The following is a 19,196-nucleotide window of genomic DNA, read 5'->3' as shown; positions in this document are numbered from 1 at the left end:
CAAAGTCATGAGCACGATGGCGATCGGTGGCGGCAAGCCCGCCGCCAAGAAGACCGTGCGGGATTCCATCAAGTTTCACTTGATGCTCGGGCTCGGGATCGTGCTGGTCCTGGTCGTCGGCCTCGGCGGCTGGGCGGCCACGGTGCAGATCTCGGGGGCGCTGATCGCACCGGGCCAGGTCGTGGTCGAATCCAACGTCAAGAAGGTGCAGCACCCGACCGGCGGCGTGGTCGGCGAGCTGCGCGCCCGCGACGGCGACGTGGTCAAGGCCGGCGACGTGGTGGTGCGGCTCGACGACACCGTCACCAAGGCGAACCTCGCCATCGTCACCAAGAATCTCGACGCCGCGCTGGCGCGCGCGGCACGGCTCCAGGCCGAGCAGCGCGGTATCGACAGGATCGATTTCCCGCAATCGCTGCTCGATCGCGGCAACGATTACGACGTCAAGACGCTGCTCTCCGCCGAAACCAAGCTGTTCGACGTCCGCGTCAACGGCCGTGCCGGCCAGAAGGCGCAGCTCCGCGAGCGCATCCAGCAGCTCAACGAGGAGATCGAGGGTCTCTCCGCGCAGGAGCGGGCCAAGGACAAGGAAATCTCGCTGGTGCAGCAGGAGCTCACCGGCGTGCGCGATCTCTACGAGAAGCATCTCGTGCAGATCTCGCGCCTGACCACGCTCGAGCGCGACAGCGCTCGCCTCAACGGCGAGCGGGCGCAGTACATCGCCTCGCGGGCGCAGGCCAAGGGCAAGATCACCGAGACCGAGCTTCAGATCATCCAGGTCGACAAGGACATGGTGAGCGAGGTCTCCAAGGATTTGCGCGAGACCAACGACAAGATCGGCGAGCTGATCGAGCGCAAGGTCGCCGCCGAGGACCAGCTCCGCCGCGTCGACATCCGCGCGCCGCAGGACGGCATGGTGCTGCAATCGACCGTGCACACCGTCGGCGGCGTCGTCACCGCCGGTGATGCGCTGATGCTGATCGTGCCGCAGGCCGACGATCTCCAGGTCGAGGCCAAGGTCAATCCGGTCGATATCGACAAGCTCCAGATCGGCCAGAAGACGCTGCTGCGCCTGTCCGCATTCAACCAGCGCACCACGCCCGAGCTCAACGGCGTCGTCAGCCGCGTCTCGCCCGACGTCACCACCGACCAGCGTACCGGCCAGAGCTACTACACCATCCGCGTCTCGCTGCCGGCCGAAGAGGTCGTCCGGCTCGGCGATTCCAAGCTGATCCCCGGCATGCCCGTGGAAGCCTTCGTCCAGACCGGCGACCGCACCATGCTGTCCTATCTGATGAAGCCGCTGCACGACCAGTTGATGCGGGCCTTCCGGGAGAAGTGACGCGCGGCGGCGCGTCACCCCCAACTCGTCATTGCGCTCGCAATGACGGCTTGGCTGCGTCTTGCTATAGTTCGACTCAAGCCCCACGAACCCGGCGTTCGAACCATGCAATCCCCGCCCTCCATCGCCACCGAATCCTTCTCCGACGCGTCCGCGGCCGTCGCACGGCTCGAAGAGATATACGAACGCAATACGAAATTCCTGCGCGACCGGTTCGAGGCCTATGTCGGCGGCGAAGCGATCACGACGCGGGCGCGGGCCTACTACCCCTTCGTCCGCCTCACCACCGCGACGTATGCGCGGCTGGATTCGCGTCTCTCCTACGGCTTCGTCGCCGGCCCCGGCGTGCACGAGACCAGCGTGACGCGACCGGATCTGTTCCGCAGCTATCTCACCGAGCAGATCGGCCTGTTGATCCAGAACCACGGCGTACCCGTCGAGATCGGCGAGTCGGCGGAGCCGATCCCGATCCACTTCGCCTATCGCCGCGACATCAACATCGAAGCCGCCATCACCACCGGCGAGAATTCCCTTGTGACGCGATCGCTGCGCGACGCGTTCGATGTGCCCGATCTCGCCACCATGGACGATTCGATTGCGGACGGCACCTTCGAGCTCCAGCCCGGCGCGCCGGAGCCGCTGTCCCTGTTTCGGGCCGCCCGGGTCGATTACTCGCTGCGCCGGCTCTATCACTACACCGGCACCGATCCCGAGCACTTCCAGAACTTCGTGATCTTCACCAACTACCAGTTCTATGTCGATGCCTTCGCGCAGCTCTGCCAGCAGCGGCTTCAGTCCGGCGAGGCCGGCCTCGACGCCTTCGTCGCGCCCGGCAACGTGATCACGCGGAGCGGGGGCGCGACGAGCGGGGACGCGCCGACACGCACGCCGCAGATGCCGGCCTTCCATCTGGTCGAGCCCGGCTATCGCGGCATCAGCCTGATCAACATCGGCACCGGCCCGTCCAATGCGCGCAACGTCACCGACCACGTCGCGGTGCTGCGCCCGCACGCCTGGCTGATGCTCGGCCATTGCGCGGGCCTGCGCAACACGCAGCGGCTCGGCGACTATGTCCTCGCCCATGGTTACGTGCGCGAGGACCACGTGCTCGACCGCGAGCTGCCGCTCTGGGTGCCGATCCCGGCGCTCGCCGAGATGCAGGTCGCGCTCGAGGAGGCGGTCGAGGACGTCACGGGCCTCGAAGGCTTCGAGCTCAAACGCCTGATGCGCACCGGCACGGTCGCGAGCGTCGACAACCGCAACTGGGAGATCTCAGGCCCTGAGATGATCCGCCGCCTGTCGCAATCGCGCGCGGTCGCACTCGACATGGAATCGGCCGCGATCGCCGCCAACGGCTATCGCTTCCGCGTCCCCTACGGCACGCTGCTCTGCGTGTCCGACAAGCCGCTGCACGGCGAGATCAAGCTCGCGGGCATGGCCAGCGAATTCTACCGCCGCCGCGTCGGCCAGCATCTCGAGATCGGCCTGAAGGCGCTGGAGCGGCTCAAACAGCAGGAGTCGGAGCGCCTGCATTCGCGAAAGCTGAGAAGCTTTGCCGAAGTGGCATTCCAGTAAAGGACAACAGAACTGTCGTACGAACGCTGACGTCTCCGTGAACACAGCACCTGGAATATCGCTGCCGAGGCAGGGTTATCAATTCGTCCGGGGCCGCTTGAAGCAGGACAGGAGACGGAGATGTTCACTGGGATGATCAGGCTCGTCACACTCGGCACATTTGCTGCAGCCCTGTTGAGCTCGCCGGCGCTCGCCGCGGGCGGGGGCGGCGGTGGTGGAGGCGGCGGCAGCATCAGTTCTACCGATCCCTACGCCGGCGCCTATTCGGATCAGAAGCCGCAGCCAACCTATCCGAAGCGGCCGGGCACCAAGGCGACCCAGAAGGGCAAGAAGCAAGGCAACCAGTCCAGCATAGGCGATCCCGCTTTCGCTGCCGGTTACCGCGTGGCCTATGACACCATCTACGAGCGTAACGACTATGCGACCGCGATCGCGCAGTTGAAGTCGCTCGGCCATGACGACCATCCGAACGTCGCCAACCTCATCGGCTACTCCTATCGCAAGCTCGGCGACTACGAGCAGTCGCAGGTCTGGTACGAACGCGCCTTGCGGGCAGATCCGAACCACGTGCAGACGTGGCAATATTACGGACTGTGGCAGCTCGAGCGGGGCAACCGCGAGCAGGCGCTCTATCACCTCGGCCGGATCGCATCCATCTGCGGGACGGATTGCGATGAGTACAGATCGCTGGCCGCGGCACTGGACAAGCCGTCCGGTACGGCGCTCGTCTACTGACGCCGGAGCGTGGCCGACTGACGGGAGCGCGCTGTTGAAGAGCGTCGTATGACGGCCATGCACTCTGGCGCGGGTGGTGACAACGCGTCAGATTTTCAGCATTGTCCCGTTCGGGGGCGCGAACGGGACAATTGGATGCCGCTGACGCGCGACAGGATTATCGGCCACGACCTCGAACGTCTGGCCTTTCGCTTCACCATGCTGAACGATGGCGAGGTCGTGCACTGCCAGATCTCCGACGCCGCGATGGACGAACTTGCAGGCATGCAGGGCACCGAGAGCAGCGCGCGGCAGGCGCAATTCCTGTCCCTGCGCGAGACCATCGAACGGATCGCATCGGACCTTTACGACGAAGCGCCGCGGTTCAAGGGGTATGTGGTGCGGATCTTCATGCGGCATTTAGGGCGGTAGGCACCGTGCCTCCCCAACGTCGTCCTGGCGAAGGCCAGGACCCATTACCACCATCGAATGTTGTTGGAAGAAGCTGCGGCCCCGCCGACCGCAACAATTTCCATTTGGGGTTATGGGTCCTGGCTTTCGCCTGGACGACACGAGATGTAAGACGGCGCCGCTCTCTCGTCCGCAAACGACGATGTGGCTATTCCGATAGCTTCCTCAGCAGCAGCTTCAGCGCCGTCGTCGCAAACACTTGCATATTCGCAAGCCGGTCATTGCCGCCCGTCTCCAGCGTGATCACTTCCGCCGCCGGCCCCGCGACCGCCATGCAGCTATGGCCGGCGGCGTCGCCGTAGCGGTTGCCGGTGGGGCCGGCGGCGCCGGTCTCGGACAGGCCCCAGTCGCAATTGAAGCGGCTGCGCATCTGCTCGGCCAACAGCTTTGCGTATGGCTCCGACGAGGAGCGGAAGCCCTTCATTCCTTCGTCCGAAATATCCATCAGCACGCGCCTGGCATCGCGGGTGTAGACCACCGCGCCACCGAGGAAATAGGCGGATGCACCGGGCACCGCGAGCAGGCCGGCCGAAATCAGGCCGCCGGTCGAGGATTCCGCGACCGCAATGGTCTGTTTGCGCGCGATCAGTTTCGCCGCAACCTGTTCAGCAATGCCGACGAGCTCTTTCATCCCTTTGACCTCTCATTCCCTCGCAACCGAGCTCAGCCTTCCTAGCATAAGCTGGCTGCCTTGGCCGAGTTGCGGGCGACGGTCAGGCCTGCTTGAATGGCGCACACAAGGCGGAGCGGCCAAGCCGACCGCGAGAAGACGTGACGAGGAAACGTGAAGGAGACGTGATGGCGTCCCTGATCGCCGGCGGGGTGGATTGCGACGTGCATCCGGCCGTGCCGCATCTGACCAGCCTGCTGCCGTACCTGAACGACTATTGGCGCGATCAGGTGACGACGCGCGGCATGATGGACCTCGTCTCGCAATCCTACCCGCAGAACTCGCCGATCGTGGCGCGCCCCGATTGGCGTCCCGAGAGCGGCAAGCCGGGCGCGAGCCTGGAAGACATGCAGCGCCATGTGCTCGATCCTTTTCAGGTCAGCCATGCCATCTGCAATCCGCTCTACGCCGTGCAGATGGTGTTTTCCGAGGACATGCAGGCCGCCTTCTGCCGTGCGCTGAACGACTGGCTGGTGAAGGAATGGCTCGATCGTGACAAGCGGCTGCGCGGCTCGATCGTGATCCCCACGCAAAGCGTCGAGAAGGCCGTCGCCGAGATCGAACGCTGCGCGCACGACCGCCGTTTCGTACAGGTGTTGATGCTGGTGATGGGCGACGTGCCGCTCGGCAAGCGCGCGCTGTGGCCGATCTACGAGGCCGCGGAGCGGCTGGACCTCGCGGTCGGCATTCATGCCGGTTCCGCCTATCACAATCCGCCGACCGCGGTGGGCTGGGGTTCCTATCACATCGAGGATTATGTCGGTCAGGCCCAGGCGTTCCAGACCCAGCTCACCAGCGTGATCGTCGAGGGCGTGTTCGCCAAATATCCGCGGCTGAAAATGGTGATGCTGGAGTCCGGCGTGTCCTGGATCTCCCCCTTTCTCTGGCGGCTTCACAAATTCTGGCGCGGGGTGCGGATGGAGACGCCCTGGGTCGATCGCGCGCCGCTGGAACTTGTGCGCAGCAACATCCGCTTCTCGTTACAGCCATTTGATGCGCCGCCGGAACCCGAGACATTAATTCGCCTGTTTGATCATATGCAGTCGGATGAATTGGTCCTATTCTCCACGGACTATCCACACTGGCAGTTCGACGGCCAGGACGCGCTCCCCCAGGGCCTCACCCCCGATCTCGTGCGCAAGATCATGATCGACAATCCGCATGCGACCTATCCCCGCCTGACTTAGCCGCTGCAAAAGGAGGCAAGGCGATGAATATTCAATTCCGCGAGAGCACCGAAGCCGCTTCCCCCCTGACGACCAAGACCGCGATCGCGGATTGTGACATCCATCCGGCCCGCGCGACCCGCACCGAGCTCTATCCCTATCTCGCCAAACGCTGGCAGCATCATCTCGAAGTCTATGGCGTGCACGCCTATCAGGGCATGATGGAAGGCCCGCCCTATCCGAAGGCCCAGCCCAACGCCTCGCGCCGCGACGCCTATCCGCCGGAAGGCGGGCCGCAGGGCTCCTCGCTCTCCTTCATGCAGAAGCAGCTGCTCGACCCCAACAACGTGCAGCTGGGCGTGCTCAATCCGCTCAATGCCGGGCAGGGCATCCGCAATCACGAGCTCTCGGCCGCTTTGTGCTCGGCGATCAACGACTGGCAGATCGACAAATGGACCAGCAAGGACAAACGGCTGAAAGCGTCCATCGTCGTCGGCAATGAGGACGGGCTGTCGGCGGCCGCCGAAATCCGCGAGCGCGCCGGCGACAAGAATTTCGTTCAGGTGCTGCTGCTCAGCCGCAACGTCGAGCCGCTCGGCCAGCGCCGCTACTGGCCGATCTATCAGGCCGCGGAAGAGGCCGGCCTTCCCGTCGGCGTCCACGCCTTCGGCTTCGGCGGCAACCCGATCACGCCGTCGGGCTGGCCTTCCTATTACATCGAGGAGATGGTGGGACATTCGCAGTGCCAGCAATCGGCGCTGGCCAGCCTCGTGCTTGAAGGCGTGTTCGAACGCTTCCCGAAGCTGAAGATGGTGATGATCGAGGCCGGCTTCGGCTGGGCGCCGTCGCTTGCGTGGCGATTGGACAAGGCCTGGCAGCGGCTCAGGAGCGAAGTGCCGCATGTGAAGCGTCCGCCGTCGGAATATATCCGCGAGCAGGTGTGGTGGACGACGCAGCCGATGGAGGATCCGGAGCGGCGCGAGGATCTGTTCGACGTCATCAAGTGGATCGGCTGGGACCGCCTGCTGTTCGCGACCGATTATCCGCACTGGGACTACGACGAACCGTCGCGCATCTTGCCGGCGGGCGTCAGCGATACCAACCGCGAGGCGTTTTATCTCGGCAATGCGCGCAAGCTGTACGGAATCAATTGATGGCGCGTCACGTGATTGCGCCGGTCGATGAGTTGCCACCCGGCACGCGAAAATTCCTGGAGATCGAGGGACGGCCGATCGCGGTCTTCAACATCAAGGGCGAATATTTCGGCCTGATGAACCGCTGCCCGCATCAGGGCGCGGCGCTGTGCGAGGGCCCGCTGATCGGGCTCGCGCAATCGAGCGACCCCGGCGAGATCGAATACACCAGGCTTGGCGAGATCATCCGCTGTCCCTGGCATGGCTGGGAGTTCGACATCCGCACCGGCCAGTCCTATTGCGACCCCCGCCGCTTCCGCGTGAAGGCCTATCCGGCCCATGTCGCGCCTGGCGCGAGCGTCGTGAAGGGGCCGTACGTCGCCGAGACGATCCCGGTGAAGGTCGAGAGCGACTACGTGGTGGTGGAGCTGTAGTCCCACTGTCATTCCGGGACAGCCCGCAGGGCTGAACCCGGAATCCATCGTGCGTCTGGAATGCTGGGAGAAATGGATTCCGGGCTCGCCTCTTCGAGGCGCCCCAGAATGACCGTCAACGCCCCGCAACCGGCTCCGCCACCGCATCATAGGTCGGCACCGCCTTGCCGCCGCCGCGATACACCGTCGAGGCCGCGATGATGCCGAGCAGGGCGGCGAACATCAGCCAGAAGCCGGGCGAGGCCTTGTCGCCGGTCCGCTCGATCAACCAGGTCGAGGCGAACGGCGTGAAGGTGCCGAACAGCGCGGCTGCGAGCGCGAAGGCGAGCGAGAAGCAGGTGGTGCGGACATGCGCCGGCACGATCTCGACGAGGGCGCCGAGCATGGTGCCGCTGTAGACGCCGAAATAGAACGAGAACATCATCTCGACCGCGAGCAGCTTGCCGAAGGTCGGCGCCGCCACCAGCCAGTGCAGCGCGGGGTAGGCGGTGACGAGCGACAGGCAGGCGATGGTGATCAGCACCGGCTTGCGGCCGATGCGGTCGGACAGCGCGCCGCCGACCGGATTCCAGAAGAAGTTGGTTACGGCGACCAGCAGCGTCACCAGCAGCGCGTCCTGCGTCGACAGCTTCAGCACGGTCTTGCCGAACGTCGGCGTGTACACGGTGACGAAGTAGAACGTCGTCGTGGTCAGGATCGCGATCATCATGCCGAGGATGACGATGCGCCAGTTGGCGAGCGCGGAGGCGAATACCTCGCTCGCCGTGGGATGCTTCTTCATGGCGAGGAAGGCCGGCGTTTCCTCGAGCGTGCGCCGCAGGAAGAAGATCAGGGGGATGATCAGGCAGCCGACGAAGAAGGGAATACGCCAGCCCCAGGCGGCCACCGTGTCGGCGGGCATCACCTCGGAGAGAAGATAGCCGAGGATCGAGGCCACGAAGATCGCGACCTGCTGGCTCGACGACTGGAACGAGGTGTAGAAGCCGCGGTTGCCGGGCGTCGAGATCTCGGCGAGATAGACCGACACGCCGCCGAGCTCGACGCCGGCGGAGAAGCCCTGCAGCAGGCGGCCGATCAGCACGATGACGGGCGCTGCGATGCCGATGGTCGCGTAGCTCGGGCAGAACGCGATCACGACCGTGCCGATGGCCATGATGCCGAGCGTGACGATCAGGCCCTGGCGGCGGCCGATGCGGTCGATGTAGGCCCCGAGCACGATCGCGCCGACGGGCCGCATCAGGGCGCCGAGCCAGAACACGCCGAACGTGTTGAGCAGCGAGGCCGTCTCGTTGGTGGAGGGGAAGAACGCCTTGCCGATGGCGGCGGCGTAGAAGCCGAACAGGAAGAAGTCGAACTGCTCGAGGAAATTGCCGGATGTGGCGCGCAGGATCGCGCCGATGCGCGACTTGATCTCGGGCGGATTGGTTGAGGTGGCTGGTCCAGCCATGACGTTACTCCCCTTCAAGTGTGGCCGGACCGGAACTCACTTCTCGGCAGGCGACAGGTTGTGCTGCTGCGACAATCTGTCCTACCCCTTCCCGCGCAGGGCGCGGCGAGTCAATCGGTTTTCCAGAGGAAGCTGATGATTTTTCAGGCTTTATTTTGCGTTGCAGCGACGATCCATTGACGGAACGCGGCGAGCTTTGGCGCCTCGCGGCGACCCTCCGGCGCGACCAGGTAGAAGCCCGCATCGGCCGGCAGCGCGATCTTGAAGGGGACGACGAGGCGGCCCTTGGCGATGTCGTCCTGCACGTAGGATGTCCGCCCCATCGCCACGCCGATGCCGTCGATCGCGGCCTGGATGGTCATGAAGATCATGTCGAAGGTGATGCCGGGCTGCTTGGCGATATCGGCCGGCAGGCCTGCCGCCGTCAGCCACAGCCGCCAGTCGTCGCTGTTGGCGTTGGAGGTGTGCAGCAGCGGATGATTTCGCAGATCCTCCGGACGCTGCAGCGGCTTGTCACCGCGCAGCAGTGACGGACTGCACACCGGAAACAGCTCGTCCGCCATCAGCCAGTCGGCACGCAGGCCCGGCCACTGGCCGCGGCCGTAGCGGATTGCGGCATCGACATCGTCGCGCTGGAAGTCGACGAGGCTGGTCGACGTGGTGATCCGCACGTCGATGCCGGGATGCTGCTCCTGGAAATCCGTCAGCCGCGGCAGCAGCCATTTTGCGGCAAGCGAGGCCAGCGTCGAGAGCGTCAGCACCTTGTCGTCGTCCCTGCGCAGCAGGCGGTCGGTGGCGAGGCGGAGGTCGTTGAAGGCGGCGCGGACGCCCGGCAGATAGTCGCGCGCTTCCGGCGTCAGCGCCAGCGCGCGGTTCTGCCGGATGAACAGGCGGATGCCGAGCTCCTCCTCCAATCGCCGGATCTGATGGCTGATCGCGGTCTGCGTCACGTTCAGCTCGCTCGCCGCCAGCGTGAAGCTGAGATGGCGCGCGGCCGCCTCGAACGCCCGCAATCCGTTCAGGGAGGGCAATCTGGCAGTCATCTGGCAGCAGGATACATGACGTTATTTCATGCGAAGAGGTACAAATTGTCGTTTGTCGCAGTGCGATCGAGCGCAGATATTAGCGGCCAAGTTAGCTCCAGGAGCTGAAAATGTCTACCTTGACCCAGAATTCGATGACAAATCATCATGCGCCCGGCCTGATCCAGCAGATCGGCGAGACGCTTCATGTCTGGCACGAGCGCTACCGGACCCGCCGCGAGCTGACCAAATGGACCGCCCGCGACCTCCACGACGTCGGCCTGTCCTGGTCCGACATCGCCTATGAGGCCGACAAACCCTTCTGGCGGGCCTGATTGGCCGCCAGGCCGGCGCCGCCTGATTACAGGGGCGCCGGCGGTCCCTCTTTCTCAGGGCATGTGTCATGAGCACTCTTCGCCTGGAAGATCTGAAGCAATATTCGGACGCCCTGCGCACCCGGCAGGGCGAGGCGATCAACGTTCGCTTCGTCGAGCCGCGCGACACCGAGGAGCTTCAGCACTATTTCCGTTCGCTCTCGACCCGCTCCCGCTACAACCGCTTCTTCGGCGCGATCAGCGAATTGCCGAAGGGCCTGCTACACGACTTCCTCCAGGTGGGCGAGCGCGAGCGCTTCACCGTGGTCGCGACCAAGATGGTCGACGGCTTCGAGACCATCGTCGCCGAGGCGCGCTACGCGCTGCATGCCGAAACCGCGACGCTCGAGTTCGGCCTGTCGGTCGACGATCGCTGGCAGGGCCACGGCATCGCCACTGCGCTCATGAAAAATCTTGAGTGCCGCGCCGCGGCGCTCGGCGCCGAGCACATGTTCGGCGATACGCTGCGCTCCAACGAGACCATGATCTCGCTCGCCCGCAAATCCGGATTTGCCTTCGTCAATCACCCCGATGACTGGAAGCTGGTGCGCTTCGACAAGGAGATCGCGGTCGCACCGAAGGACATTCCCTGCGCGAGCTGGCGTCTCGCCGCCCTTTCCCGTCAGGCCGACAGCCCCTCAGCCTCGGCCTGACACCACTGCAAGCCCGGCCCGGGTCAACCTGAGCCGGGCATTTTTTTGCCTTAAGCAGTCGTCGTCGCGTAGATATTCCCAAGCCGTCATTCCGGGGCGCGTAGCGCGAACCCGAAATCCATTTCACCGCGTGTCTCGCGGCCCAATGGATTCCGGGCTCGATGCTGCGCATCGCCCCGGAATGACGGCTCGTTGCACCATCCAGGTTCGATTCCTGACTGTGAAGGGCCTGTTACTTCCCCGTGAACACCGCCTTGCGCTTCTCGATGAAGGCCTGCACCGCTTCCTTGTGATCGGCGGTCGCGGTGAGGCGGATCAGTCGTTCGGCCTCGTGGTCGCGGGCGGTCTCGAAATCGAACTGGATGGCTTCGTCGAGATTGTCCTTCATGTAGCGCAGCGCGAGGCGCGGGCCTTCGGCGAGCGACTTTGCCAGCGCGAAGGCTTCGGCTTGTAGCTTGTCGTCAGGCACGACGCGGTTGACGAGGCCGATGGCCTCACAACGCGCGGCATCGACCCTGTCGCCGGTGAACATCAGCTCGCGCGCCCGGGCGGTGCCGACGAGGCGGGTGAGCAGCCAGGCGATGCCGTAATCGCCACTGAGTGCGATGCGGGCATAGCCGGTGGCGACGAAGGCGGATTGCGCGGCGATGCGGATGTCGCAGGCCATGGCGATCGCAAGCCCTGCGCCGACCGCGGGACCGGGGAGCGCGGCGATCGTCGGCTTGCGCACCGAGACCAGCGCGCCGGTGAGCAGCCGCTGCCGCTCCTGGAGATCGGCGACCCGATCTTCCAGCGACATCTCCAGCTTCTTCGGATCGCGATGCGCGCCCATGCCCTTGACGTTGCCGCCGGCGCAGAACGCTTCGCCCGCGCCGGTGATCAGCAGCGCGCCGACATCGGGGCTCTCGCCGCAGGTGCGGATCATCGTCCGCAGCGCCGGCGTCAGGCTGTCCGACAGCGAATTGCGCGCCTCCGGCCGGTTCAGCGTGATCACTGCGACGCGGTCGCGGATGACGCAGAGGAGTTCGCTGGTGCCCGTATCGACGGTGGTTTCGGTGGTCATGTCGCTTCCCGTTCATTGTTGTCATTCCGGGGCGATGCGAAGCATCGAACCCGGAATCTCGAGATTCTCAGGTGCGCAAATGCGCACCATAGTTCGGCTCTTCGAGCCGCCCCGGAAAGACAAACTCAACTAAAACTTCTCCACCCACGGCCGCAGCTCCAGCTCCCAGCTCCAGGCGCTGCGCGGCTGCTGCAGCACGTTCCAGTAGCTCTGTGCGATCGCATCAGGATCGAGCATGGAGTCCGGCTTGTCTTCCGGCTCCGTCCGCGCCGCGCTCCTGATGCCGCCATCGATCACGAAATGCGCGACATGGATGCCTTGCGGCGACAGCTCGCGCGCCAGGCTCTGGGCGAGCCCGCGCAGCGCGAACTTGCCCATCGCGAAGGAAGCGGACTGCGCATAGCCCTTGACGCTGGCCGAGGCGCCGGTGAACAGGATCGCGCCGTGCTTGTTCGGCAGCATGCGCTTGGCCGCCTGCTGCGCCACCAGGAAGCCGCCATAGGCGCTGACCGCGATGGCCTGCGCGACATCGGCCGGAACGAGATCGACGAACGGCCCGCGCGTGCGGCCGCTGGCATTGTAGACGACGAGGTCGGGCGTGCCGATCTCGCGCTCGACGAGGCCGAACAGGCGCTCGACCTCATCCGGCTCGGTGGCGTTGCAGGCATAGGCTTTGGCACCGGTCTCGGTGCAGAGCGCGCCCAGCTTCTCGATCTTCCGCGCGGCAAGCGCCACGCGAATGCCTTGTGTGGACAGCAGCCGCGCCAGCGAGGCGCTCAAGCCTTCGCCGGCGCCGACGATGAGCGCGATCTTGTATTTCGGATGTTCCATGGCGTGATCTCTCAGAGACGGGAAGCCGCTGATCTATGCATCCGCCACCCGGACAACCAGCCGGGGTGCAGGCCCGGTCGGTCATAATTCCGCAGAGCGAATTGCTCCTTCACGGCGATCATGCCTCCCTGACAATTTGCGGCTTTATCCGCATCCGCGGCTGGAGCATGATCGACATCATCCAAAGCGGCAAGCGCTAAGAATTGCCGTCGGGCGGAAACGAAGAGGACGATCATGCACAAGCCGGTCACAGCGCAGCCGAAAAATGCCGCGGCCGCACCATCCGGCCTGCTGGCGCCCGATACGTCAGGCATGAATTTCTACCGCGCCGATCAGGCGCTGACGGATCTCTTGCGCATCCATCTGCCGGAGACGCTGTTCCGTCACATCGAGCCGCATCTCGATCGCCTCGGCGAGCTCGCCGGCGGAACCCTCGACGAATGTGCGCGGCTGGCCGACCGCCACACGCCGGTGCTGCACCAGCGCGACAAGTTCGGCCGCGACGTGCAGTGGATCGAATACCACCCGGCCTATCGCGAACTGGAGAAAGCCGCGTTCGGCGAGTTCGGCATCCACGCGCTGTCGATCCGCAAGGGCATCATGGGCTGGCCGGACAAATATCCTGTAGTGGCAAAGCACGCCTTCACCTTCCTGTTCAATCAGACCGAATTCGGTATGGGCTGTCCGATCAACGTCACCGACGGCTGCGCAAAACTCCTGGCGAATTTCGGCAGCGAGGCGCTGAAGGCGAAATATCTCGATGGTCTCACCCAGACCGACATGACCAAGCTGACCCAGGGCGGCCAGTTCATGACCGAGAAGGAGGGCGGCTCCGACGTCGGCACGCTCACGACGCGCGCCGTGCAGGAGGGCGATCATTGGCGCCTGTACGGCGAAAAATGGTTCTGCTCGAACGCCGATGCGAAAGTCGTGATGCTGCTGGCGCGCCCCGAAGGCGCCGGCCCCGGCACCCGCGGCGTCGGCCTGTTCCTGATGCTGCGCTTCCTCGACGACGGCTCGCAGAACCACTACCGGATCGTGCGTCTGAAGGACAAGCTCGGCACGCGCTCGATGGCCTCGGGCGAGATCAAGCTCGAAGGCGCGATCGCCTACGCGGTCGGCAAGCTCGACCGCGGCTTCGTGCAGATGGCCGAGATGGTGAACTCGTCGCGGCTCTCCAACGGCGTGAAATCCACCGCGCTGATGCGCCGCGCCTACCATGACGCCATGACGGTCGCGAAGAACCGCGTGGTGTTCGGCAGCCGCATCATCGACCTGCCGCTCGGCCGGCGGCAGATGCTGAAGATCATGCTGCCGGTCGAGCAGGCGCTGTCGATGAGCTTCCTCACGGCGGACGCGCTCGACCGCGCCGAGGCCGGCAGCCAGGACGCGGCGGCGCTGCTGCGCATCCTCACCCCGACATTGAAATTCCGCGCCACGCGCGATGCACGAAAAGTCTGCGGCGATGCGCTCGAGATGCGCGGCGGCATCGGCTATATCGAGGAATTCGCCACCGCACGGCTGCTGCGCGACGCCCATCTCGGCTCGGTCTGGGAAGGCACCGGCAATATCGTCGCGATCGATGCGCTGAGGCGCGCGGTCGGTCGCCATGGCGCGGAATCCGCGCTGGCCGCGGATCTGCACGCCCGGCTCGATGACAGCGCCTCGGTGCCGCAGGCCTGGCGCGACCGTTTGCACACGCTCACCGATCGCGCGGTCGGCTTCGCGCGCGAGGTTGCGGGCAAGGCCGAGAACGAGGCCGACGCGCGCCGCGCGACGAGCCTGCTCTATCATGTCGCCAGCGCCGTCGCGCTCGCCTGGGAAGCGCATCGCATCCACGCCATGCGCGGCGATGCACGCCGGCTGCTGCTGTCGCGCCTCGTGATCGATCACCGGGTCGCGCCAAGCGATCCGTTCCGGCTGACGGAAAATGCCACGCAAGCGAAGATCGCCGCGCTGCTGCTCGGCGAGCGCGATGCCGGCATGGGCGAGGTTGGCGAACTGGTTCTGGCAGCGTAGGCTGCGCCCGCGTTCAAAGCAAAAAAAACGACAGGGAGTGCTCGATGAAGGCCGCCGTCCTCTATGAAGTCAACAAGCCTCTGGTCATCGAGGATGTCAGCCTGCCGAAGCCCGGCCCGCGCGAGGTCCTGATCCGCACATCGGTCGCCGGCCTCTGCCACTCCGACCTGCACTTCATGGAAGGGCTGTATCCGCATCCGCTGCCCGCGGTGCTCGGGCATGAATCCGCCGGCGTGGTCGAGCAGGTCGGCTCCGACGTCACCTATGTGAAGCCGGGCGATCACGTCGTCACCTGCCTGTCCGTGTTCTGCGGCACCTGCGACAACTGCACCACGGGCCGCACCGTGCTCTGCACCGACACCACGGTGAAGCTGCTGCCGGGCGTCTCCGACCGCATGCAATGGTCTCGCTCCGAAAAGCTGCACCAGTTCCTCAACCTCTCGTCCTTTGCCGAGCAGATGCTGGTGCACGAGAACGCGATCGTCAAAATCAGGAAGGAGATGCCGCTTGATCTCGCCGCGCTGATCGGGTGCGGCGTCATCACCGGCTATGGCGCAGTGGTGAATACGGCGAAGGTGACGGCCGGCGAGACCGTCGCGGTGATCGGCTGCGGCGGCGTCGGCATGGCCGCGATCAACGGCGCGCAGATTGCCGGCGCCGGCCGCATCATTGCCATCGACACCAATCCCGCAAAACTCCAGCTCGCGACCAAGCTGGGTGCGACCGATATCATCAACCCCGCCGACGGCGACGTGGTGAAGCAGGTCCGCGATCTCACCAATGGCGGCGTGCATCACTCCTTCGAGGTGCTCGGCCGCAAGGAGACCGCCGAGCAGGCCTTCGCCATGCTCGCCTCCGGCGGCACCGCCACCATCGTCGGCATGATCCCGTTCGGCCAGAAGATCGAGCTGCACGGCTTCGACTTCCTGCGCGAACGCAAGATCCAGGGCTCGTCCATGGGCTCCAACCATTTCCGCGTCGACATGCCGCGCCTGGTCGACTTCTATCTGCGAGGGCGGCTGCACCTGGAGGACTGGATCTCCGCCAAGCTGAAGCTGTCGGAGATCAACGAGGGCTTTGCCAACATGAAGGCCGGCAAGACGCTGCGGAGCGTGATCGTATTTGATAGTTGATCCACATTGATGGTGTCATCGCCCGCGAAGGCGGGCGATCCAGTACTCCGCAGCGGGAGTTGTGTGAGCCAACTGTCGCCGCGGAGTACTGGATGCCCCGGTCAAGCCGGGGCATGACAGCGGAGTGTGAGGATGGTTTGCCCGCCTCACCGCGACACGTGCGCCGACACCGCGAGCCATCTGCCGTTCTTCTTCGCCCAGCAATCGGTGTAGCGGCCCGTCGCCTGCTGACCGTCCGCCGTGGTGTAGCTTGTCGCTGCGTGGATGATGGCGAAGTCGCCCATGATGCGGATGATGACGTCGTGCTCCCTGAGGTTCCGGATCGCGATCGGCCGCGCCGTCTGTTCCAGGAAAGCGGCGCGGTCGACCAATGTCTTGTCGGGATTCGAGCAATAGAACTCCGGCGCCAGGATCTGGTCGAACCGCTTGACGTCGCAGTTCTGCACGGAGGCAACGTAGTCGCGGTTGAGCGCGGTGAGCTCTTCCATGTCCTGGCTCATGACGTTCTCTCCCCGGTGGTCGTTGACGACAGGACTAATCATAGAACAATGGCGGCGGTGTGAAGCCGCCGAACTCGCGCTCGATCAGTTCGGCGAGCCTCAAGGGGGTGCGGTCCTCCAGGAAGGGGCCGACGATCTGGACGCCGACGGGCAAGCCGTCTTTCGACAGGCCGAGCGGAACGGCCGTCGCCGGCAGGCCCGGAAGCGTCGCGACGCCCGGCCAGGCGAGCTGGTCGGAATAAGGGTAGTCCTTGCCGTCGATGCTGATGCGTCGCAGGCTCTGCTCCGGCGAATGATCGTGCGGAAAGGCCGGCGTCGGCATGATCGGGCAGATCACCGCGTCGAAGCTCTTGAACAGCGCGCGCCATTGCGCCCGCAGGCCGGCGCGGCTACCTGCGTCGAGCACCCAGGCGCGGTGGCTTGCAATCGTGCCGCGCAGCCGCTCCGCTTCGAGGCTTCGGTCCTCCGGCGACAACTGGCTCGCCCGAGCCTGCGAATCCGCCAGCTCGTCGGGCAGGAAGAACGCGCCGAGGAAGCCCAGCAGCATGCGCATGTAAAGCCGCGACGTGTCCGCGAAGTCCGGAAGCAGCGGGCTCTCGCGCGCGACCGTCACGCCGGCCTTCGCAAGATCGGTGGCGAGCTTGTCGATCGCGTCGCGCACGTCCCGGTCAGTCGGCAGCAGCGGATGGCTCTCGATCACCAGGACACGAAAATCGCGCAGCGACTGATGCCGCGCAACAGGCAGATCGAGTTTGTAGGCGACGCCGGCATCGAGCGGATCCGGTCCGGCCATGACGTCGAGCAGCAAGGAGAGATCCGCAGCGGTGCGCGCCATCGGACCGATGACGGCGAGGTCGCCTTCGCGCGGAATGGCCGGAAACGGCGGCGGAGTCTCGCCGCGCGCTGCGCAGAGATTGATGGTCGGCTTGTGAGCGAAGATGCCGCAATGAAATGCCGGCACACGCAGGGAGCCGCCGATGTCGGAGCCGGTGGCGAGCGCGCAATAGCCTGCGGCGAGGGCTGCCGAAGATCCCCCGGATGATCCACCCGGCGTGCGGCCGAGATCATAGGGGTTGTTCGTGGTGCCGTAGATGTCGTTGTAGCTCTGCCAGTCGCTGAGACCGACCGGCACGTTGGTCTTGCCGAGGATCACACCGCCGGCCTGCTTGATGCGTGCGACCGGCAGCGCGTCTTCGACAGGCTTGAAATCCTTCTGCGGGACGAAGCCCCAGGTCGTCGGCAGGCCGGCGATGTTAAAGGATTCCTTGATCGTCAGGGGCAGGCCGAGCAGCGGCTTGCGCTCGCCGCGGACCAATGCAGCGTCCGCCTCGCGCGCGGCGCCGAGCGCCCGATCGAAATCCCGCACGCAGATCGCGTTGATCTTGCCGTCATGACGCTCGATACGGCCAATCGCGTCCCGCGTGAGCTCGACCGCCGAGACCTTCTTCGCGCTCAATGCGGCCGACAGCTCGACTGCGCTCTTGAAACTCCATTCCGATTTGGCCACGGCGCTTCTCCCGCTCTGGTTGTCTGCGGATGATGAGCAGTTTAGCCGAACGCTGCAACCGCTGTTTGATCGCGATTGATATGTGGATGAGGCTCGTCGGGCAGTGCCAAAAAGTCGGTGTCATCGCCCGCTTTCGCGGGCGATGACACCGAGATTGCGGCTACTACGCCGCTCCGATCAATATCCCCACCGCCAGCACGATGGCGCCGCCGAGCACGATCTGGAAAACGGCCTGGAGGAACGGCGTGTCCATGTAGCGCGAGCGGATGAAGGCGATTGCCCATAGCTCGAAGAACACGACGACTCCGGCGATCGCCGTCGCGATCCAGAACGCGTTGGCCCAGCTGTCGGGCACCAGATAGGGCGCGGTGTGGCCGAGCCCGCCGAGCGTCGTCATCAAGCCGCAGGTGAGACCGCGCAGCCATGGCGAGCCGCGCCCCGTGAGCGATCCGTCGTCGGACAGCGCTTCCGCAAATCCCATGCTGATGCCAGCGCCGATCGAGGCGGCGAGGCCGACAAGAAACGTCTGCCAGTTCTGGTGGGTGGCGAACGCGGCGGCAAACAGCGGTGCCAGCGTCGAGACCGATCCGTCCATCAGGCCGGCAAGGCCCGGCTGCACATATTGCAGCACGAACATGCGGCGGTTGGTGCGATCTTCCTCCGCGCGCACATCCGGGCTCAGGATCTGGTCCGAGAGCTTTGCGGCCATCTCTTCGTGGCCTTTCTCGGCTTCGGCGAGATCGCCGAGCAAACGGCGCACGCCGACATCCTGCGCCTGTTCGGCGGCCTTCACGTAAAAGCGCTCGGCCTGCAGTTCCATGGTCTCGACTTCCCTGCGGATGGTGTCGAGCGACAGGTTCTTGGTGAGCCAGACCGGGCGGCGACGCAGGAAGCCCTTGACGTCCTCGCGGCGGATGGGAGGCAGGTGCGGACCGAACCGCTGCTCGTACGTCTCCAGCAGCATGTGGCGATGTCCGCGCTCTTCCTCGGCCATCTGTTCGAAGATCTTGGCTGAGTCCGGGTAACGCTCTCTCAGATCTTCGGCGAAGGTCATGTAGATGCGGCTGTCCTCCTCCTCGGAGGAGATCGCGACCGCAAGCACCTCGCGCTCGGTCAGATCGGCAAAATTCTTCACGACGGCC

At 65.1% G+C, this 19,196-nt stretch carries 19 protein-coding genes; 11 read left to right on the top strand and 8 right to left on the bottom strand.

Annotation, left to right across the window (positions count from 1 at the left end; all coding sequences use genetic code 11):
- Positions 1 to 7 precede the first annotated feature (7 nt).
- From BJA_RS40175 to BJA_RS40160, 4 genes are all read left to right on the top strand, one after another.
- Positions 8 to 1,342: an HlyD family type I secretion periplasmic adaptor subunit gene (locus BJA_RS40175; protein WP_028173732.1), complete on the top strand. Its 1,335-nt coding sequence runs from the start codon at positions 8 to 10 to the stop codon at positions 1,340 to 1,342.
- Between the two features lie 105 nt (positions 1,343 to 1,447).
- Positions 1,448 to 2,917, top strand: a complete 1,470-nt coding sequence (locus BJA_RS40170; RefSeq protein ID WP_038966123.1) for an AMP nucleosidase — start codon at positions 1,448 to 1,450, stop codon at positions 2,915 to 2,917.
- Positions 2,918 to 3,037: 120 nt separating this feature from the next.
- Positions 3,038 to 3,652: a tetratricopeptide repeat protein gene (locus tag BJA_RS40165; RefSeq protein WP_011090635.1), complete on the top strand. Its 615-nt coding sequence runs from the start codon at positions 3,038 to 3,040 to the stop codon at positions 3,650 to 3,652.
- Between the two features lie 135 nt (positions 3,653 to 3,787).
- Positions 3,788 to 4,063, top strand: a complete 276-nt coding sequence (locus tag BJA_RS40160; RefSeq protein WP_028173735.1) for a DUF1488 family protein — start codon at positions 3,788 to 3,790, stop codon at positions 4,061 to 4,063.
- Between the two features lie 187 nt (positions 4,064 to 4,250).
- Here BJA_RS40160 and BJA_RS40155 read toward each other — a convergent pair whose 3' ends face one another.
- The gene (locus tag BJA_RS40155; protein ID WP_011090633.1) at positions 4,251 to 4,733 is read right to left on the bottom strand and encodes a CinA family protein; all 483 of its coding nucleotides are present in this window, start codon (positions 4,731 to 4,733) and stop codon (positions 4,251 to 4,253) included.
- A 167-nt stretch (positions 4,734 to 4,900) separates the two neighbouring features.
- On the opposite strand from BJA_RS40155, the gene BJA_RS40150 reads away from it, so the two are divergent.
- Genes BJA_RS40150 through BJA_RS40140 form a run of 3 tightly spaced genes read left to right on the top strand, consistent with a single transcriptional unit; the run spans position 4,901 to position 7,505 of the window.
- Positions 4,901 to 5,959 (top strand): amidohydrolase family protein, encoded by a 1,059-nt coding sequence (locus BJA_RS40150; RefSeq protein WP_038966124.1) that lies wholly within the window; start codon positions 4,901 to 4,903, stop codon positions 5,957 to 5,959.
- A 23-nt stretch (positions 5,960 to 5,982) separates the two neighbouring features.
- Positions 5,983 to 7,092 carry an amidohydrolase family protein gene (locus BJA_RS40145; protein WP_011090631.1) on the top strand — a complete coding sequence of 370 codons (1,110 nt, stop codon included), beginning with the start codon at positions 5,983 to 5,985 and terminating at the stop codon, positions 7,090 to 7,092.
- On the top strand, positions 7,092 to 7,505 hold the full coding sequence (locus tag BJA_RS40140; RefSeq protein ID WP_011090630.1) for a Rieske (2Fe-2S) protein: 414 nt from the start codon (positions 7,092 to 7,094) through the stop codon (positions 7,503 to 7,505). Before BJA_RS40145 ends, BJA_RS40140 begins: the two co-directional genes overlap by 1 nt.
- A gap of 115 nt (positions 7,506 to 7,620) precedes the next feature.
- Here BJA_RS40140 and BJA_RS40135 read toward each other — a convergent pair whose 3' ends face one another.
- Both BJA_RS40135 and BJA_RS40130 read right to left on the bottom strand, forming a co-directional pair.
- Positions 7,621 to 8,952, bottom strand: a complete 1,332-nt coding sequence (locus tag BJA_RS40135; RefSeq protein WP_011090629.1) for an MFS transporter — start codon at positions 8,950 to 8,952, stop codon at positions 7,621 to 7,623.
- Between the two features lie 143 nt (positions 8,953 to 9,095).
- On the bottom strand, positions 9,096 to 9,995 hold the full coding sequence (locus BJA_RS40130; RefSeq protein ID WP_011090628.1) for a transcriptional regulator GcvA: 900 nt from the start codon (positions 9,993 to 9,995) through the stop codon (positions 9,096 to 9,098).
- 110 nt (positions 9,996 to 10,105) lie between these two features.
- On the opposite strand from BJA_RS40130, the gene BJA_RS40125 reads away from it, so the two are divergent.
- Positions 10,106 to 10,309 (top strand): DUF1127 domain-containing protein, encoded by a 204-nt coding sequence (locus BJA_RS40125; RefSeq protein WP_011090627.1) that lies wholly within the window; start codon positions 10,106 to 10,108, stop codon positions 10,307 to 10,309.
- Between the two features lie 68 nt (positions 10,310 to 10,377).
- On the top strand, positions 10,378 to 11,001 hold the full coding sequence (locus BJA_RS40120) for a GNAT family N-acetyltransferase (protein WP_011090626.1): 624 nt from the start codon (positions 10,378 to 10,380) through the stop codon (positions 10,999 to 11,001).
- Between the two features lie 232 nt (positions 11,002 to 11,233).
- On the opposite strand, the gene BJA_RS40115 is transcribed toward BJA_RS40120, so the two are convergent.
- Both BJA_RS40115 and BJA_RS40110 read right to left on the bottom strand, forming a co-directional pair.
- Positions 11,234 to 12,064 (bottom strand): enoyl-CoA hydratase, encoded by an 831-nt coding sequence (locus tag BJA_RS40115; RefSeq protein WP_011090625.1) that lies wholly within the window; start codon positions 12,062 to 12,064, stop codon positions 11,234 to 11,236.
- Between the two features lie 129 nt (positions 12,065 to 12,193).
- Entirely contained in the window at positions 12,194 to 12,895 is a 702-nt protein-coding gene (locus BJA_RS40110) for an SDR family oxidoreductase (protein ID WP_011090624.1), read from the bottom strand.
- Between the two features lie 234 nt (positions 12,896 to 13,129).
- Here BJA_RS40110 and BJA_RS40105 point away from each other — a divergent pair, with 234 nt between their 5' ends.
- Together BJA_RS40105 and BJA_RS40100 are read left to right on the top strand one after the other, a co-directional pair.
- Entirely contained in the window at positions 13,130 to 14,914 is a 1,785-nt protein-coding gene (locus tag BJA_RS40105) for an acyl-CoA dehydrogenase family protein (protein ID WP_011090623.1), read from the top strand.
- Between the two features lie 44 nt (positions 14,915 to 14,958).
- A complete protein-coding gene (locus BJA_RS40100) occupies positions 14,959 to 16,047 on the top strand; it encodes a Zn-dependent alcohol dehydrogenase (RefSeq protein WP_011090622.1) in 1,089 nt (362 codons plus the stop codon).
- 146 nt (positions 16,048 to 16,193) lie between these two features.
- Here BJA_RS40100 and BJA_RS40095 read toward each other — a convergent pair whose 3' ends face one another.
- The 3 genes from BJA_RS40095 to mbfA all read right to left on the bottom strand — a co-directional run bounded on the left by BJA_RS40095 (position 16,194) and on the right by mbfA (position 19,189).
- Positions 16,194 to 16,547 (bottom strand): nuclear transport factor 2 family protein, encoded by a 354-nt coding sequence (locus BJA_RS40095; protein ID WP_038966125.1) that lies wholly within the window; start codon positions 16,545 to 16,547, stop codon positions 16,194 to 16,196.
- A 34-nt stretch (positions 16,548 to 16,581) separates the two neighbouring features.
- Positions 16,582 to 18,054 (bottom strand): amidase, encoded by a 1,473-nt coding sequence (locus BJA_RS40090; protein ID WP_011090620.1) that lies wholly within the window; start codon positions 18,052 to 18,054, stop codon positions 16,582 to 16,584.
- Between the two features lie 163 nt (positions 18,055 to 18,217).
- Entirely contained in the window at positions 18,218 to 19,189 is a 972-nt protein-coding gene (gene mbfA, locus BJA_RS40085; RefSeq protein WP_011090619.1) for an iron exporter MbfA, read from the bottom strand.
- Positions 19,190 to 19,196: the final 7 nt, after the last annotated feature.

It is taken from the genome of Bradyrhizobium diazoefficiens USDA 110 (assembly GCF_000011365.1).
Classification (GTDB): domain Bacteria; phylum Pseudomonadota; class Alphaproteobacteria; order Rhizobiales; family Xanthobacteraceae; genus Bradyrhizobium; species Bradyrhizobium diazoefficiens.
The sequence above is the reverse complement of the archived record's forward strand: the minus strand, read 5'-3'. Positions and strand labels throughout refer to the sequence as shown.